General features: G+C 57.9%; 13 protein-coding genes. 6 read left to right on the forward strand and 7 right to left on the reverse strand.

Going from position 1 to position 16,952, the window contains the following annotated elements:
- Positions 1-37 precede the first annotated feature (37 nt).
- Genes ACOSDR_RS10015 through ACOSDR_RS10025 form a run of 3 tightly spaced genes read right to left on the reverse strand, consistent with a single transcriptional unit; the run spans position 38 to position 2,673 of the window.
- The gene (locus ACOSDR_RS10015; protein ID WP_420731128.1) at positions 38-601 is read right to left on the reverse strand and encodes a chloramphenicol phosphotransferase CPT family protein; all 564 of its coding nucleotides are present in this window, start codon (positions 599-601) and stop codon (positions 38-40) included.
- Positions 602-1,309, reverse strand: coding sequence for a UTRA domain-containing protein (locus ACOSDR_RS10020; RefSeq protein WP_420731129.1), 708 nt, complete (start codon positions 1,307-1,309; stop codon positions 602-604). It lies immediately after the preceding gene.
- Positions 1,309-2,673, reverse strand: coding sequence for a formimidoylglutamate deiminase (locus ACOSDR_RS10025; protein ID WP_420731130.1), 1,365 nt, complete (start codon positions 2,671-2,673; stop codon positions 1,309-1,311). The genes ACOSDR_RS10020 and ACOSDR_RS10025 overlap by 1 nt, the downstream gene beginning before the upstream one ends.
- A 102-nt stretch (positions 2,674-2,775) precedes the next feature.
- Here ACOSDR_RS10025 and hutI point away from each other — a divergent pair, with 102 nt between their 5' ends.
- The 3 genes from hutI to hutU are packed head-to-tail and all read left to right on the forward strand — an operon-like array spanning position 2,776 to position 7,249.
- Complete coding sequence (hutI, locus tag ACOSDR_RS10030) at positions 2,776-3,993, forward strand: imidazolonepropionase (protein ID WP_420731132.1); 1,218 nt, start codon at positions 2,776-2,778, stop codon at positions 3,991-3,993.
- Positions 3,990-5,552: a histidine ammonia-lyase gene (hutH, locus tag ACOSDR_RS10035; RefSeq protein ID WP_420731133.1), complete on the forward strand. Its 1,563-nt coding sequence runs from the start codon at positions 3,990-3,992 to the stop codon at positions 5,550-5,552. The genes hutI and hutH overlap by 4 nt, the downstream gene beginning before the upstream one ends.
- An 11-nt stretch (positions 5,553-5,563) precedes the next feature.
- A complete protein-coding gene (hutU, locus tag ACOSDR_RS10040; protein ID WP_420731134.1) occupies positions 5,564-7,249 on the forward strand; it encodes a urocanate hydratase in 1,686 nt (561 codons plus the stop codon).
- A 156-nt stretch (positions 7,250-7,405) separates the two neighbouring features.
- Here the strand turns inward: hutU and ACOSDR_RS10045 are convergent, their stop codons facing one another.
- The gene (locus ACOSDR_RS10045; protein WP_420731135.1) at positions 7,406-7,705 is read right to left on the reverse strand and encodes a 4a-hydroxytetrahydrobiopterin dehydratase; all 300 of its coding nucleotides are present in this window, start codon (positions 7,703-7,705) and stop codon (positions 7,406-7,408) included.
- Between the two features lie 45 nt (positions 7,706-7,750).
- On the opposite strand from ACOSDR_RS10045, the gene ACOSDR_RS10050 reads away from it, so the two are divergent.
- Positions 7,751-8,146: a metallopeptidase family protein gene (locus ACOSDR_RS10050; RefSeq protein WP_420731136.1), complete on the forward strand. Its 396-nt coding sequence runs from the start codon at positions 7,751-7,753 to the stop codon at positions 8,144-8,146.
- Entirely contained in the window at positions 8,143-9,432 is a 1,290-nt protein-coding gene (locus tag ACOSDR_RS10055; RefSeq protein WP_420731137.1) for an RsmB/NOP family class I SAM-dependent RNA methyltransferase, read from the forward strand. The genes ACOSDR_RS10050 and ACOSDR_RS10055 overlap by 4 nt, the downstream gene beginning before the upstream one ends.
- Before the next feature lie 58 nt (positions 9,433-9,490).
- Here ACOSDR_RS10055 and ACOSDR_RS10060 read toward each other — a convergent pair whose 3' ends face one another.
- On the reverse strand, positions 9,491-10,900 hold the full coding sequence (locus ACOSDR_RS10060; protein ID WP_420722729.1) for a sigma-54-dependent transcriptional regulator: 1,410 nt from the start codon (positions 10,898-10,900) through the stop codon (positions 9,491-9,493).
- Positions 10,901-11,060: 160 nt separating this feature from the next.
- On the opposite strand from ACOSDR_RS10060, the gene ACOSDR_RS10065 reads away from it, so the two are divergent.
- Positions 11,061-11,807 carry an SDR family oxidoreductase gene (locus ACOSDR_RS10065; RefSeq protein ID WP_420722728.1) on the forward strand — a complete coding sequence of 249 codons (747 nt, stop codon included), beginning with the start codon at positions 11,061-11,063 and terminating at the stop codon, positions 11,805-11,807.
- Positions 11,808-11,865: 58 nt separating this feature from the next.
- On the opposite strand, the gene gabD is transcribed toward ACOSDR_RS10065, so the two are convergent.
- Both gabD and ACOSDR_RS10075 read right to left on the reverse strand, forming a co-directional pair.
- On the reverse strand, positions 11,866-13,341 hold the full coding sequence (gene gabD / locus ACOSDR_RS10070) for an NADP-dependent succinate-semialdehyde dehydrogenase (RefSeq protein WP_420731138.1): 1,476 nt from the start codon (positions 13,339-13,341) through the stop codon (positions 11,866-11,868).
- 195 nt (positions 13,342-13,536) lie between these two features.
- Positions 13,537-16,800 carry a hypothetical protein gene (locus ACOSDR_RS10075; RefSeq protein WP_420731139.1) on the reverse strand — a complete coding sequence of 1,088 codons (3,264 nt, stop codon included), beginning with the start codon at positions 16,798-16,800 and terminating at the stop codon, positions 13,537-13,539.
- Between the last annotated feature and the right edge of the window lie 152 nt (positions 16,801-16,952).

A 16,952-nucleotide genomic window follows, 5' to 3' on the forward strand; every position in this document is an offset into this window, starting at 1 on the left:
GTTGGACCGTCAGCACTGCATCGATCACAGGCATAAATCAAAGATCGAATTTCTCGCAGATAAGGCGAGCGCAGTCTTCAAGGCCAGTTTGCTCACTATCAATCATAAGATCGTATTCAATGCCCCTATGGACGATATCAACTTGCGTTCGTGCGAGGCCACTTTCTCGATCACCACGATCGCGCTCCCGTTGTTCTAGAACCTCTACCGGCGCTGTTATTCCGACTTTTAGGAAACGATAAGGGGCGAGAATCTCATTGTATTCAGAAATCTCATTGCCCAACAGAACGTCATCCACGACCAAATCATTGCCAGCGTAGGCCAGCGCGGCAACGGCCCCGCGCATTCCATGCAATGTACGGGCAACAACCGGCCCAGACGTTATCTCCGTAGCAGGGTAACCATCCTTCAATACCGATTTAAAAACCAAGCCTTCTGGATGCCCTAAATAGCGTTCCGGGATCATATCCAGAAAAGAATCCATCGCGACATGTAACATGGGACGCCGAGCGATGGCCTGAAGGGCACGCGCGATGGAACTCTTACCAACGCTCCCTGGGCCATTAAGAAGGACTATGGTTGTTTCAGCGCGGGTCATCATCTAACGGGGCGCAAACGCGCTGCGCAGGCGGTGGGTGCGGCCTGGATGGTGGAAACGGACCGTTGTGACCGGGCCCTTGGCGTTCCAGGTGCGGCGCTCGACGATCAGAACGGGTTCTCCCTCTTTAAGGCCCAGCGCCGATGCGACAGTTCCGGTTGCAAGATCGGCGGAAATCACATGTTCCGCCTCGGTCCAGGGAACGTTCCTCAACAACCACGGATTGGGCCCGATCTTATCGAAGCCTTCCTCCCGTGCCTCTGGGACGGTCTGGGGATCAATCCAGCGATCTTCCAGCTGATAGGGGTGACGATCCGCATAGTGCAGGCACAACAGATGTAAAGCCTCCTCACCCGGTGCGCGGTTCAAATGCGCTGCGACTGTCGGGGGCAAAGGAGCCAACTTCCGCTCCAACAGCTGATATTGATAGCTGGCCCCGGTCGCCTTGATCTCATCTTCGACGAGAGAAATATCCAGCGCCAGACTGCGCCCGGTCGGATAGGCGACGCGGGTCCCTGTCTTGCGTTTCCGCTCCAGCACCCCCTCTTCCGCCAGTTCCCGCAATGCACGGTGCACCGTGGAGCGGGCACAATTGAAATCCACAGCCAATTGCTGCTCCCCAGGAATTGAATCCCCAGGCTGCCAGAGGCCGGAATGGACGCGTTCCAGCAGCGTATCCTTGATCCGCTGATAGGGGGCTGGGTCTGGCATCAGCTCCCCCCTTCCATCAAATGGGCAACGGTTTGCTTAAACGCATGGGCGATTTTCGCGCGGTGAATATGCCGCCCGTCCTGCACCATCATCCGACCCGCAGACCAGACCGTCCTGACCGCACGATCACCTGCGACAAAGACATAGTGATCCAACCATTCCTGATGGCCCGGCACGAAGGGCAAAATCTCATCCGCCTCCAGCGCGGTCAGGTCCGCCCAGGCACCAGGTTCAATGCGCCCGGCCTGCCGCCCCAGCGCCTGTGCCCCACCCTGGGCGGCGGCCTGATACAGGGCTTGACCGACAGAACCGGGGTCCCGGCGCATCACGGTTCGATGGCGATCCTGGAACCGTTGGCTGTATTCCAGCACCCGCAATTCCTCCGTCAGATCAATCCGAACATTGGAGTCACTGCCAATGCCATAGCGCCCGCCTGCTTCCAGGAATCGCCACCCATCGAAGATGCCATCCCCCAGATTGCCTTCGGTGATCGGACACAGACCTGCCACCGCGCGAGTCTTGGCAAGGGCGATGGTCTCTTCCGGCTGCATATGGGTGGCATGGACCAGGCACCAACGGGGATCAACATCAGCATTGTCCAACAGCCAGGCAACCGGCCGCGCGCCATAAGCGGCCTGGACATCTGCGACTTCGGCGACTTGTTCTGCAATATGGATATGGACAGGTCCCCCGCCAAAATCCGATGCAAGGGGGGTCAGCATCGCCGGTGGCACAGCCCGCAGGCTATGGGCGGCAACACCCAGGACAGAATCCGCCGCTGAATGCTTAATGGCCCCGTGCAGCGTGGCATAACGGTCCATGTCACAGCCAAAACGCCGCTGGCGGTCATTCAAGGCGCGGCCATCCACGCCCCCCTGAGCATAAAGGACAGGCAGCAACGTCATGCCGATCCCACTGGTCTGCGCGGCGGCGATAATGCGCTGGGCCATCTCCGCCGGGTCATCATAGGAACCGCCATCAGGACGGTGATGCAAATAGTGAAACTCTCCGATTGCGGAGAATCCAGCCTCCAGCATTTCCATATAGGCGAAGGCCGCAATCGCCTCCACATCCTCAGGCGTTAACTGTCCCAGAAAGCCATACATCGCCTCCCGCCAGGTCCAGAAGGAATCCTCCCCGCTGGCTTTCTTTTCCGCATGTCCGGCCATGGCGCGTTGAAAGGCATGGGAATGCAGATTGCTGAGTGCCGGGATCAACAGCCGGTTGGCAAGGCGCGTATCACCGGTTTGCGCATGGCTGTCGGTTGAAACAGAGGCTATGCGACCGACAGCATCAATCTCAACCCGCACATTGGCGCACCACCCCTGTGGCAACAGCGCCCAATCAGCAAACAGCGCAGTCATCAAATTCTCTCCAATTATGTCTGGACAAATAGCCTTATAACCATATACATAATTTTCAGCACGCAATGCAAGTCCATACCGCCTTTTAAGGAGCCCGCGCCGATGACCCGCGACACCGCCCTAGTGCTGACCAACCTGACCCTTGCCACAATGGTCTCAGGCAATGTGTCCTATGGCTTGGTGGAGGATGGGGCCATCGTCTTGGAGGGCGGGCAGATCCTATATGCGGGACCAAAAGGCCTGCTGCCGGACGACTTTAAAGGCTGGGAGCACGAAGACTGCGGCGGTGCGGTCGCCACCCCCGCTTTGATCGATTGCCATACCCATCTGGTCTATGGTGGCAACCGGGCAAAAGAATTCGAACTGCGCCTGAATGGGGCAAGCTATGCCGAAATCGCAAAGGCGGGCGGTGGCATCCTATCCACCGTCACCGCGACCCGTGCCGCCAGCGAAGAGGCCTTATTCGAAGCCGCCCTGCCGCGTATTCATTCCTTCATTGATGAAGGTACCGGCACGATTGAGATCAAATCCGGCTATGGTTTGGACCTGGAAACCGAGTTGAAGATGCTGCGGGTTGCTCGCCGTCTGGGTCTGGAATGTGCGATTGATGTCGTGACCACCTTCCTGGCTGCCCATGCCATTCCACCGGAATACAAGGGCAATGCGGATGGCTATATCGATTGGATCTGCACCGAAATCCTGCCCGCCGCCCATGCGGAGGGGCTGGTCGATGCGGTCGATGCCTTCTGTGAGAATATCGCCTTTGATGCGGTCCAGGTCAGCCGCGTCTTCGAAACGGCGACGGCGCTGGGCATTCCGGTAAAACTACACGCCGAACAATTGTCCAATCTGGGCGGCGCTGCCCTGGCCGCCGGGTTCAAGGCCCTGTCCGCAGACCATCTGGAATATCTGGATCAGGCGGGCGTATCGGCCATGGCGGCCGCTGGCACCGCTGCGGTGATCCTGCCGGGAGCCTTCTATACCCTGCGCGAAACCAAGTTGCCGCCGCTGGATGAATTACGCGAAGCAGGGGTTCCTATAGCGATTGCAACCGACTGTAATCCTGGCTCTTCCCCTTTATTCTCCCCCCTGTTGGCGATGAACATGGCCTGCACGCTGTTCCGCATGACGCCCGAAGAAGCCCTGGTTGGCCTGACCCGCAATGGTGCCTTGGCGTTGGGCAAGCTGGAGGATCGCGGCACGCTGGAGGCTGGCAAGCGGGCGGATATCGCCCTGTGGGACGTCGAAAGCCCCGGCGAATTGGCCTACCGCCAAGGATACAATCCTTTAATCCGTCGTTTTTATGGAGCTGACGCATGACCCAATCTGCAAGCCCGCTGACCCTGATGCCCGGAAAGGTCGGGATTGGCACACTGCGTAAAATCTATCGTGACGGCATTTCGGTAGAACTCGACCCGTCCTGTCAGGCCAAAGTTCAGGCGGCGTCAGACATTGTCATGGCCGCAGCCAATGGCAAGGACCCGGTCTATGGCGTCAATACGGGCTTTGGAAAACTGGCCCAAAAGCGCATTGCACCCGCCGATACAAAGCGCCTGCAGCGCAACCTGATCCTGTCCCATGCCAGTGGCGTGGGGGAACCCCTGGCAGAGCCAATCGTGCGCCTGATCATGTCCCTGAAGCTGATCTCTCTGGGGCGCGGAGCGTCTGGCGTGCGTTGGGAAATCATCACCCTGCTGCAGGATATGCTGCGCACAGGGGTCACTCCCGTTATCCCAGGCCAAGGCTCTGTCGGGGCCAGCGGCGATCTGGCTCCTCTGGCGCATATGAGTGCCGTGATGATTGGTGAAGGCGAAGCGATCTATCAAGGGGACCGCATGCCGGGCGGGGCAGCCCTGCAAAAGGCTGGCCTGACTGCCACAGAGCTGGGACCGAAGGAAGGCTTGGCGCTGATCAACGGGACACAGGTTTCAACCGCATTGGCGCTGGCTGGTCTTTTCGACGCGCATCGCTCCTTCCGTGCAGCGCTGGCCTCTGGAGCCTTGTCCACCGATGCCGCTATGGGGTCCAGCGCGCCGTTTCATCCAGAAATTCATAGCCTGCGCGGCCATCATGGGCAGATTGATTCCGCCCATACCCTGCGACAGTTGATGGATGGCAGCGCCATCCGCGACAGCCATGTGATCGATGATGAACGGGTCCAGGATCCGTATTGCATTCGCTGCCAACCGCAAGTTATGGGCGCGTGCCTGGACTTGCTGCGGACCTGTACGCGTACATTGACGATTGAAGCCAATGCGGTGACCGACAACCCGCTGATCCTCAGCGATGGGGCGGGTATTATTTCCGGGGGGAACTTCCACGCGGAACCCGTCGCTTTTGCGGCGGATCAATTGGCCCTGGTCATTGCGGAAGTTGGCTCCATCACCGAAAGACGGATTGCCATGCTGGTTGACCCGGCCCTGAACTTTGGCCTGCCACCCTTCCTGACCCCAGACCCTGGCGTCAATTCCGGCTTTATGATTGCGGAAGTCACCGCAGCGGCACTTTATTCCGAAAACAAACAACGGGCCAACCCGACCTCCACCGATTCAACGCCGACCAGCGCCAATCAGGAAGACCATGTTTCCATGGCCTGTCATGGGGCACGCCGGTTGATCGATATGAACCGCAATCTAGAACAGATCGTTGGCATCGAATTGCTGATGGCAGCACAGGGCGTTGAGTTTCGCGCGCCTTTGACGACCAGCCCTCGCCTGACAGCCGTCATGGAGAGCATCCGCGCCGTTGTGCCGACATTGGGCGAGGACCGATACATGTCGCCAGACTTAATAAAGGCAGCCGAACTTGTGCGGTCCGGTGCGCCTGTCCGTGCCGCCGGTCGTGATATCTTTCCGCTGCTGACCGAAACGCTTTCTTAAGAGGACCGACCATGTCTGATGTGAAATCAAATCCCCGCCACAACATCCGCACCATCCGCGCCCCCCATGGATCGGAGTTATCCTGTAAGTCCTGGATGACCGAAGCCCCCTATCGCATGCTGATGAACAATCTGGACCCGGATGTTGCAGAAAACCCCAATGAATTGGTGGTCTATGGCGGCATTGGCCGGGCGGCGCGCACCTGGGCAGATTTTGATTCCATCACCGCAACCCTGAAAACATTAGGTGAAGAAGAAACCCTGCTGGTTCAGTCGGGCAAGCCGGTCGGTGTCTTCCGCACCCATAAGGATGCGCCGCGCGTGTTGATCGCCAATTCCAATCTGGTTCCCCATTGGGCCACCTGGGAGCATTTCAACAAACTCGATAAGGTCGGCCTGATGATGTACGGGCAGATGACCGCCGGGTCCTGGATTTATATCGGGACACAGGGCATTGTTCAGGGCACCTATGAAACCTTTGCAGAGGCAGGCCGTCAGCATTATGACGGCAACCTGACCGGAAAATGGGTTCTGACCGGCGGCTTGGGTGGTATGGGTGGCGCACAGCCCCTGGCCGCCGTGATGGCCGGTGCTTGCTGCCTCGCCGTAGAATGCAATCCAGACTCCATCGATTTCCGCCTGCGCACCCGCTATGTCGATGAACGCGCCGATACGATCGATGAAGCCCTGGAGATGATCGACCGCTGGACCAAGGCTGGGGAGGCAAAATCGGTTGGCCTGTTGGGCAATGCGGCTGATGTCTTCACGGAACTGGCAAACCGGGGCATCCGTCCAGACATTGTCACAGACCAGACCTCCGCCCATGATCCCATCAACGGCTATCTGCCGCAGGGCTGGACGATGGCGCAATGGAAGGAAAAGCGCGAAAGCGATCCTGCCGCCGTGGAAAAGGCCGCCCGCGCATCCATGCGCGTCCATGTCGAAGCGATGCTGAAATTCCATGCCGCTGGCGTGCCAACGTTGGATTACGGCAACAATATCCGTCAGGTCGCAAAGGATGAGGGCCTGAAGAACGCCTTCGACTTCCCGGGCTTTGTGCCTGCCTATATCCGCCCATTGTTCTGTCGCGGGGTTGGTCCCTTCCGCTGGGTCGCGCTGTCTGGCGATCCAGAAGACATTTATAAGACTGATCAGAAGGTTAAGGAACTGATCCCCGACGATGCCCATCTGCATCAATGGCTGGATATGGCGCGCGAGCGTATTTCCTTCCAGGGCCTGCCCGCCCGCATTTGCTGGGTCGGCCTGGGTCAGCGTCACCGTCTGGGTCTTGCCTTCAATGAAATGGTTGCTTCTGGCGAGTTGAAGGCACCGGTTGTGATCGGTCGCGATCATCTGGACAGTGGATCTGTCGCCAGCCCCAACCGGGAAACTGAATCCATGAAGGATGGCTCAGACGCCGTTTCCGACTGGCCCTTGCTGAATGCGCTGCTGAACTGTGCGTCCGGCGCGACCTGGGTGTCCCTACATCATGGCGGCGGTGTTGGCATGGGGTTCAGTCAGCATTCCGGCATGGTCATCTGCTGTGATGGCAGTGAAGACGCTGCCCGGCGCATTGACCGTGTCTTGTGGAACGATCCTGCGACTGGGGTTATGCGCCATGCCGATGCCGGCTATGACATCGCCATTGATTGCGCCAAAGAAAACGGCCTGCGCCTGCCTGGCATTCTGGGGAATTAGCGTAATATTGTGCCTAAAGACGATACCTCTGCGCCCACTCATCCTGAGGAGGCGCACCGCGCCGTCTCGAAGGATGCGCGGCACGTTTGGTGCTTCCAGAGGGCTCACCCTTCGAGACGCTTTGCTCCTCTGGGTGAGTGTACTTGGTGATTGCCATCACCCCATCGACGCGGCGGCCTTGTCCATGAAGCGTGCCAGCTTTGAATCGCGCTCCGACAGGCCGTCGCAGTCATGGGTGGTCAGGGTGACATCCACCCGGTTGTAGACATTGAACCATTCCGGATGGTGATCCAGCTTCTCCGCCTGCAACGCAACACGGGTCATAAAGCCAAATGCCTGATTGAAGGACCTGAATTTGAATGACCGGGTGATCGCGTCCCGATCATTCGCTAACGTCCAATCCGTCAACTCCGACAGAAGCGCTTCGCGTTCTTCAAGACTCAGTTTTTTTATCATAAATGCTCTCTCCCTCTCGCGCTATCGGTGCCGCATCCGTATATCATGACCATGACCAAACATATGATCAGCCTGGATGCAATTGAAGAGATCGCCCAACGCCATCTGAATGAGCTTCCAGAAGAATTCCGCCAATATCTGGGGGATATTGTCTTCCGGGTGCAAGATCTGCCCGATGCCGAAACCCTTGAGGCCCTAGACCTTGCCTCGCCCTATGATCTGCTGGGATTGTATCACGGGGTGGATATGGCGTCCAAATCGGTGATGGACCCTCACCCAGACATCGATATGATTTTCCTCTATCGATTGCCAATGCTGGACTTTTGCCAGAAAACAGGCGAAGACCTGAACAATCTGGTGCGCCACGTGCTGGTGCATGAGATCGGACATCATTTCGGTCTCAGCGATGACGACATGCAAGCCATAGAGGATGAAGAATGAGCGACGGCCTGCCCGCCCGCCGCGCCAGCATGGCACTGTTAGAAGCCGTGTTGGAGCGCGACCGAACCCTGGAAGAAGCCATCGCCGAATCCGTGTCCATGCGCGACCTTGAACCCCGTGATCGCGGTTTTGCCCGCCTGACCGTGCTGACCGTTCTGCGGCATCTGGGCCAGATCGATTCCCTGATTGGCGGTTACATGGAACGCCCCCCGGTGGGACGCGCGCAACGAGCGCTGAATATCCTGCGCATCGGCATCGCCCACCTGCTGTTTCTAAAGACGCCCGCCCATGCTGCGGTGGACGCTGCTGTGACCCTGGCAAAGCAGGAACGGCTGGATTCCATGGCGGGCCTGATTAATGCCGTGCTGCGCCGGGCCACCCGTGACGGGGCCGACCTGCTGGCGGTTCAGGATGCAGAACGCCTGAACACGCCAGGCTGGCTGTGGCAGGATTGGATCGCGCAATATGGTGAAGAAACCACCCGCGCGATTGCCCGTGGCCATTGGATCGAGCCCGCAACAGACCTAACCGTCAAAACCGATATAGACCATTGGGTTGATGTTCTGGGCGCGCAAAAGCTGACAGAGAGCAGCCTGCGCCTGCCGGACAGCACCGATGTCACCCAATTGCCAGGCTTTGCTGAGGGGGCCTGGTGGGTACAGGACGTCGCCGCAACCCTGCCCGCACGCCTGTTGGGCGATGTCGCTGGCCTGCATGTCCTGGACCTGTGCGCCGCCCCTGGGGGAAAGACCGCACAGTTGATTGCAGCGGGTGCCACGGTTACAGCGGTGGACAGATCCAAGCCGCGTTTGAACCGGCTGTCGGAAAACCTGACCCGATTGGGCATGACGGCAGAAATCGTGACGGCGGATGCGGTTCAATACCGCCCGCCCGAACCGGTTGCCGCAATTTTGTTGGATGCCCCCTGCAGCGCCACAGGAACCCTGCGCCGCCATCCGGAAATTGCGCAACGCAGGGGCCCCGCCGACATCGCCAAATTGGCCGCCCTGCAAAAGCGTTTGATCACAGCGGCCGCAGAGATGCTAGCCCCCGGAGGCTGCCTGGTGGTCGCGACCTGTTCGCTGCAACAGGCAGAAGGACCGGCCCTGTACCGGCACGCATTAAGCGTTCCCGGCTTGATTGCAGATCCTATTCGCCCTGAAGAAGTGCCAGAAATTCCAGAAGCCGTCACACAAGACGGCTGGATGCGCAGTCATCCCGGTCTGTGGGATGACAAAGGCGGCATGGATGGATTCTTCGCCATGCGCTTTCGCAAGCAGATGTAAAGCTCATGCGAGCGCATGATGCTTGTTTTGTCTAAGCTCATGCGAGCGCATGATGCTTTTAGGACACATCTTTCCAGGACTGAATCTTGCGATACAGCGTCGAAGGGGCGACCCCCAGCGCCACAGCGGCCTGCGGGATATTGCCATCGCACTGATCTATCGCTGCTTCAATGGCGTCTCGTTCCACCTGATACAAGGGACGAATGGTACCATCGCGACGCGCATTCGGGGCATCGTTGTCCTGAACAACGGTGGTCTTGGCAGTTTCATACGCAACGGGCATTGATTGGGCCAAACCCGTATTCAAGGCAGCTGCAATCATCGGCCCGGTGACCACATCCCCATCATTCAGAACGACCACATTACGCACGATATTCTGTAACTCTCGAACATTTCCGGGCCATTGGTAATCCTGCATCTTGCGCAAAGCCGCTGGATCAAAACATGTGAAGCGTTTCCCTTCCTCCTCGGAAAAATGATTCAGAAAACGCAGGCTTATTGGCTCAATGTCTTCAACACGATCCCGCAAAGGCGGCATGCGGATGGGGATGACATTCAATCGATAGAACAGATCCTCGCGCAAATGTCCCTGTCGAATTGCCTCCAGTGGCTCTCGATTAGTGGCACAAACAAACCGCACATTGCCTTGACGTTCTGCGCTTTCCCCGATGCGCGTATAGGTCCCGGTTTGAATGAAGCGCAGCAATTTGGTCTGCAGGTCCATATCCATCTCACCGATCTCATCCAGGAACAGGGTCCCGCCATCGGCCAGATCTGCCGCCCCGGCCCGATCCGTAATCGCCCCGGTGAACGCGCCTTTGCGATGACCGAATATCTCTGCCTCCATCAATTCGCGCGGAATGGCCCCGCAATTCAGCGGAATGAAAGGTTCTTTCCGTCTGGGGCTCTCTGCATGGATGGCATGAGCGCACAACTCTTTGCCTGTTCCGGATTCACCCGTGACAAATACACTCGCCTTTGAGGCGGCGGCGGCCACGATGGTTCGATACACCGTCTGCATCGGGCTGGAATTGCCAACAAATTCGTGAAACCCATCGGTGATTGGGCGTGTCACGGACTGCACGATCTCCGCCAGTTCATGATGCTCAATCGCATTCTTCACAGTGACCAGAAGCCGTTGGCTGTCAAAGGGCTTCACCAGGAAATCATAAGCCCCCAACCGCATTGCTTCGACGGCCCAATTTACAGATCCATGAGAAGTTATGACCACAATCGGACTTAAATTCCCGGCACGTTTCAAACGACGCAGAACCTCGAACCCATCGATATCGGGCAATTGAATATCCAGCAGGATAACAGAGGGTTGCAACTGATTGGCCAGCGCCAATCCCTTTGTTCCGTTAGACGTCCGATGAACAACGGCGCTTTCGTCCGAAAGATGCGCCTCATAAAGTTCCGCCAGTCGATCATTATCTTCAATCAGCAGAACCTGCCGTCCCGAAAGCATTGTAATCTACTCCCCACCGAACACGCATCGACACCCAAGACCCGATTCTTAGATCATTTCGTGTCCAGACATGCTTGTCGCCACTCCCATAGCTCTGCGATAGTAGACGTGGTTAGTTAGAATTGCAAAATGCAAATAATCGTCTTTAAGGGAGAAAGAAATGCGCCTGAACAACAAGGTCGCCATCGTTACCGGGGCCGCATCTGGCTTTGGGGAGGGCATCGCCCGCCGGTTTGCAGCTGAAGGGGCCAAAGTCATCGTTGCCGATATTACCGAGGATGCTGGCCGGACCATCGCGGAGGATATCGGCGATGCCGCCCATTTTTTAAGGGCCGACGTCACATCCGCTGTAGACTGGAAATCCCTGGTCGATGGCACGATCGCACAATTCGGGCGACTAGACATCGTCGTAAACAATGCGGGCTATACCCACCTGAATCAGCCGATGCTGGACGTTGACGAAGCAGAATTTGACCGCGTCTATGCGGTGAATGTGAAATCCCTGTATCTTTCCGCCCAGGCGGCGGTGCCTGTGTTTCGCAAGCAAGGGGGTGGGCAGTTTCTGAATATCGCCTCTACGGCTGGCATTCGGCCGCGCCCTGGTCTGGTCTGGTACAACAGTTCAAAATCTGCCGCCATCGGCATCACTCGTTCCATGGCAATCGAATTGGCTGCGGAACAGATCCGCGTGAACGCAATCAATCCCGTCGCCGGGGAAACCCCGCTGCTGAAACGCTTCATGGGTCAGGACACGCCAGAGAAACGCGCTGCCTTCAAGGCCAGCATTCCGATGGGCCGCCTGTCCACCGCACAGGATATCGCGGGCGCAGCGGTTTATCTGTGTTCTGATGACGCGGCCCTTGTTACCGGCGTTTGCATGGAAGTCGACGGCGGACGGTGTATCTAAAAAATACCCCCCGCTCTTGTAAGGAGAGCGGGGGGCGAATGCTCAAGCTATGGGGGGATCAGACTCCGCCCATCAGAATGTATTTGATCTCGCAGAATTCATCGAGACCGTATTTCGATCCCTCGCGCCCCAGACCGGACTGTTTCACACCACCGAACGGGGCCACTTCCGTGGACAGGATGCCGGTGTTCAGGGCGACCATGCCGTATTCCAGTGCTTCTGAAACACGCCAGACACGGCCGATATCCCGGGCATAGAAATAGGAGGCCAGGCCGAATTCCGTGTCATTGGCCATGGCGATGACTTCTGATTCTTCCTTGAACCGGAACAGCGGGGCCAACGGACCAAAGGTTTCGTCCTTGGACACCATCATGTCCTGAGTCACATCCGCAAGAACTGTCGGTTCATAGAAGGAACCACCCAGGCTGTGGCGATGACCGCCGGTCAGGATCGACGCCCCCTTACCGGTCGCATCTTTCAGGTGTTCTTCCACTTTCTCCACGGCCTTCATATCGATCAGCGGACCGATGATGACGCCATCATCGACACCATTGCCGATTTTCATTTCGGCGACCTTGGCTGCCAGTTTCTTGGAGAATTCGTCATAGACGCCATCCTGCACGTAAATCCGGTTCGCACAGACGCAAGTCTGGCCCGCATTGCGGAACTTACACACAATCGCGCCTTCAACGGCGGCATCGATATCGGCATCGTCAAACACGATGAAGGGCGCGTTGCCGCCCAATTCCATGGAGACCTTCTTGACCGTATCGGCGCAATCCTTGATCAGGACACGACCGATTTCCGTCGAGCCGGTGAAGGACAATTTGCGCACGATCGGGTTAGCGGTCATTTCCCCCCCGATCTGGCTTGCCGATCCGGTCACAACCGACAGCACGCCCTTGGGCACACCAGCGCGTTCCGCCAGAACCGCCAGTGCCAGGGCTGACAAAGGCGTTTGAGAGGCAGGCTTTGCAACCGCCGTACAGCCAGCAGCCAGCGCAGGGCCAGCCTTGCGGGTGATCATCGCAATGGGGAAGTTCCAGGGGGTGATAAAGGCGGTGACACCAATCGGCTGTTTGATGGTGACGATGCGCTTATCCGCCTGATGCTGGGGGATGACATCGCCATACATGCGTTTGGCTTCTTCGGCGAACCATTCCAGGAAGGATGCGCCATAGGCCACTTCACCTTTGGCTTCCGCCAGCGGCTTGCCCTGCTCGCTGGTCATGATCAATGCCAGGTCATCGGCATTTTCATGCATCAGCTCGTACCAGCGGCGCAGGATCGCAGCACGCTCTTTCGCCAGTTTCTCGCGCCAGGCGGGCCAGGCTTCATTGGCGGCTTCGATCGCACGACGGGTTTCCGCCGCACCCATTTTCGGCACGGTGGCAACGACTTCACCGGTCGCAGGATTGGTGACATCGATTGTCTCACCGCTGTCGGCATCCAGCCATTCGCCATTGATATAGCCTTGCTGGCGCAACAGGCTGGGATCTTTCAGGCTCAGGCCTGCGGCTTTAATCTGATTCATCGGGTCCACCCCTATCTGTGAAAAGTACAGGCCATCATTATGGCCTTATGAATTCGGTCCAATTCGTTACCCCGACATCCCGGACCTGGCAAGGCTCCCTTAAGGGATATCCGGTATTCAGGCTGCCGAAGCCGAATTGCGCTCTGCCCCTGATATGGGAAGCGAAACGCAAATTTTTAAGGTTTAGTGTGGTGCCTATTCCTCTCGCCCAGTCGCACGACACAGCAGGATGTACAGCTTGCCAACATCCGAGGTAACGAAGGTCGAGTGGATCAGGTGTTCTGGATCGGTTGCTTCAGAATCGATCAGCAATCGGTCAAACTGTTCAATGTATCGCAGCACATATTTGCGCGCATCGGGGTCATGGCGAATTTTATCCGATACGGTTTTCACGATAGAGGCCTGGCGCGTGCGCAACAGGGTTCTGGTGAAGACGGTGCGGTCGCCCTTCACATAGCGTCGCCAATCCGCCTCTGGCACTTCCCCCTGCAACACACGGGTCAGGTCGATGGAAATGGAATTCAATTCTTCGACGATATAGCGCGCGGTTTTCAGGAACAGGTCACGCCGCTGCTCATCTTCCTGCACCCGGATTTGTTCCGCCTGTTCTTCCGCCCGCTTGGACGCCTCTGTCAGGCGCTCGATCTGGCTTTGGAATTTCTCCGCCGCCCGGTTGGAGCGGACTTCGGAGGCATCGACAGATTGCATCATCTGTTCGGTGCGTTCCGACAATGTTTCGACCAAATCTTTCAACTGCCCCTTGGACGCCCCCGCCGCGCGCTCCAGCGAGGATACCTGATCGCCCAATGTGCGCCCGATCAGGGCCAGTTGCTGGTTCGCCAGATCGCCCGCGGCGGCAATATCGCCAGATTGCGTCCGCAGCATCTCAATCAGGCTGCGCACCCGTTCCGCCGTAATTTCCGTGCGTTCCTCAACCCCTTCCGCCTGCTGGGCGAAAGCGTCCGAAATCAATTGCAATGACCGAGACGCACTTTCCGCTGCCGCGCCCAGGGCTTCCGCCTGACGCTTCAACCCTTCGCGATTGTCGGAAATCTGCATGCCCGCCTGCATAGAGGCGGTGGTGACCTGTTCGGCCTGATTGTGGAAGCGACTGCCAACTTCTTCCAGCAAGGTCAGCGCCGTCTGGGTCGCCTTGCGCATTTCACCAGTCTCATTGCGGAACAACCCGCCCGCATCGCTCAGGCGGCGGGAAACCTCATCGGTAATGGCAGACATTTCCTGCACCCGGGCGCGCAGGGCTTCATCCACAGCGCCGCCTTTCTCCACCGCGTCGCGGGACGCATCAACCAGCGTCGCGGCCTGACTTTCCGCCATATTCTCCATCGCCTGATGCTGTTCGGCCAATTGCAGCGCAAGGGCGCGCAAAGCCTCAGCATCCGCCGCAAGACGTTCGCGAATGGCGATGGCATCACCGGCGGCCTTATCCGTTACACGATCCAATTCCGCCGTTTCATGCTGTAATCCGTGGCGAATTTCGCGAATCTGCCCGGTGGCCCGATCCGCCGCTTCCCGCAGGGCCGCGCTGTTCTGGGTCAGCACCTCTGCCAGGGATTGGGCATGTCCGGCAGACCAATCGGCGGCTTCCCGAAGCGCCAAGCTCTGCTTTTTCAGCATTTCCACCATGCTGCGCGTCTGCGCAATGGCAGGATCGAAGGTCTCGTCCAAATTGGTCATACCTTCCGCCATGGCTTCCTTAATCGCCAAGACACGCTGGGCCAAAAGGCTTTCAATTTCCCGTGCCTGTAGGGCGGAACTTTCCGAAGCCCCGGTCAATTCCATAGTCTGCTGACGCAAAGAGGCGCGAATGGACTCGGCGCGGCTGGCAGCCAAATCGCTGGCCTTGGCAATTTCGCTGGCCTGTTCCCGCAGCGCCTGGCCCATGGCGCGCAATTGTTCGGTTGCCTGTTCGGACGTCGCGGCCAGCCCCTTGCGCTGGCGATCCGTTTCCCCGTTCACAGCGGCGGCTTGTTGCGCCAGGCTTTCAGACAACAGACGGAATTCCTCCACCTCCCGGGCGACGGTCTGTTTCACCGCCTCAGAATGGGTGGTCAGGCCATCGGCGGATTTTGCCAGATCATCGGATTGCTGGCGCAAGGCCAGGGTGATTTCTTCTACCTGATCGCCGCTGCGGGCCAAGGCCTGGTTCAGACTTTCGCGGCTTTGGTCCAATGCAGCAGTCAGTTGCACGCCAAAGCCTGCCGCCGTGGCATCCGCCGTATCGGCAATTCCATCGACCTGATCTGTCGCACGGTTCAAGCTGTCGGTCATGCCCGCTTCCAATCGCCCCAGGGACTGGGTGACAGCTTCTTCCAACAGGGCCCCTTGCTTTGTCAGAATTTCCGCCAATCTGGAAATGCGAGACTCGCTGCGTTCCGAAAAGCCATTCATGGCCGCTGTCTGGTGGTCATAGGATTCTTTCAACCGCTGACCAACGCGATCCACTTCTTCCTTCAGATTGCGGGCGATCGCAGACGCGCTGTCGCGCGCATTATCAGATGCATCGGTTAAAGCCTGAATGCTGCCATCCAGTGTATCCCGGGCGGAGATGCTGCGCTTTTGCGCCTCAGACGCGGCATGATCCAGTTGATCGGTATAGCTTTGAAACAATCCACCTATTTCACGAATTTCCGATGCCGCCCGTTCCGATGCAGACACCGTGTCTGACGCTTGAATCTTCAAGGATGCGGTTACTGAATCGGTGGTTTCCAGCACCGTTTCTGCAGCCCGCATCAGCGCTTCAGTCTGATCGGTAACAGAGGCATCAATATCCCGGCGGTGCCGCTCCAACCGTTCCGCCACGCTTTCCAGGCGGTCCGCCTGACCCGACAGGCCCTTGCGCATATCGCCCGCGCGGTCTTCGGCGCGATGGGCTGCACTTTCCAGAACACTTGTGGTTTCCCTGAGAGAATCCGCCAGTTCCGTCAGATTTGCGACAGCAACATCCCCCGCCTGAGTCAATTGATCGGCCTGTTTGCGCAACATATCGGAAACACGGCGTACTCGGGCTTCGCTCTCTTCCGCCGGATAGGTCAACAATTCCAATTGGCGGCGCAGCGTTTCGGTGTGCAGGCGCACCTCTTCGGACCGACGGAAATACAAAGCGAAAATCCAGATCAGGATCAGCGGAAAAGCCAGGCCGGTCGCAATGGCACCCACTTCATGGGGCAATAAAACATCGATCAGGCTCAACCCGCCCAGCCCCTGTAGATATGTCCCAGCCGCCCCCATCCAGAAGGCCGTCAATAAAGCGGCGACAAGTCCAGCCCATCGCGTGCGACGGCGCGCCTGATCCGACAAACGCTGAACATCTTCAGGCACCGTCACTTCCGCACGACGATCCCCGCCCGGAAAACGGGCAACCTTTACAGAATTGGTAGCGGCATTCGCGGCGGCATTTGAGTTTGCCGTCGCTGAGCCGCGATCTTTTTCGTCACTCATGCGGGCGGTCCTTGAAAAATGCGCCCTCTATGGAGGTGCGACCTATAGAATCACTGATTCTGTAAATTCTACCAGCGTATTCCACACTATAGAGTTTATCGCATAACATCAGCGATATCGATCATTGTCTGAAATCCTCCACCCCCTTATCG

Origin of the sequence: Hwanghaeella sp. 1Z406 (assembly GCF_048892425.1) — a bacterium.
GTDB lineage: Bacteria > Pseudomonadota > Alphaproteobacteria > UBA8366 > Aestuariispiraceae > Pacificispira.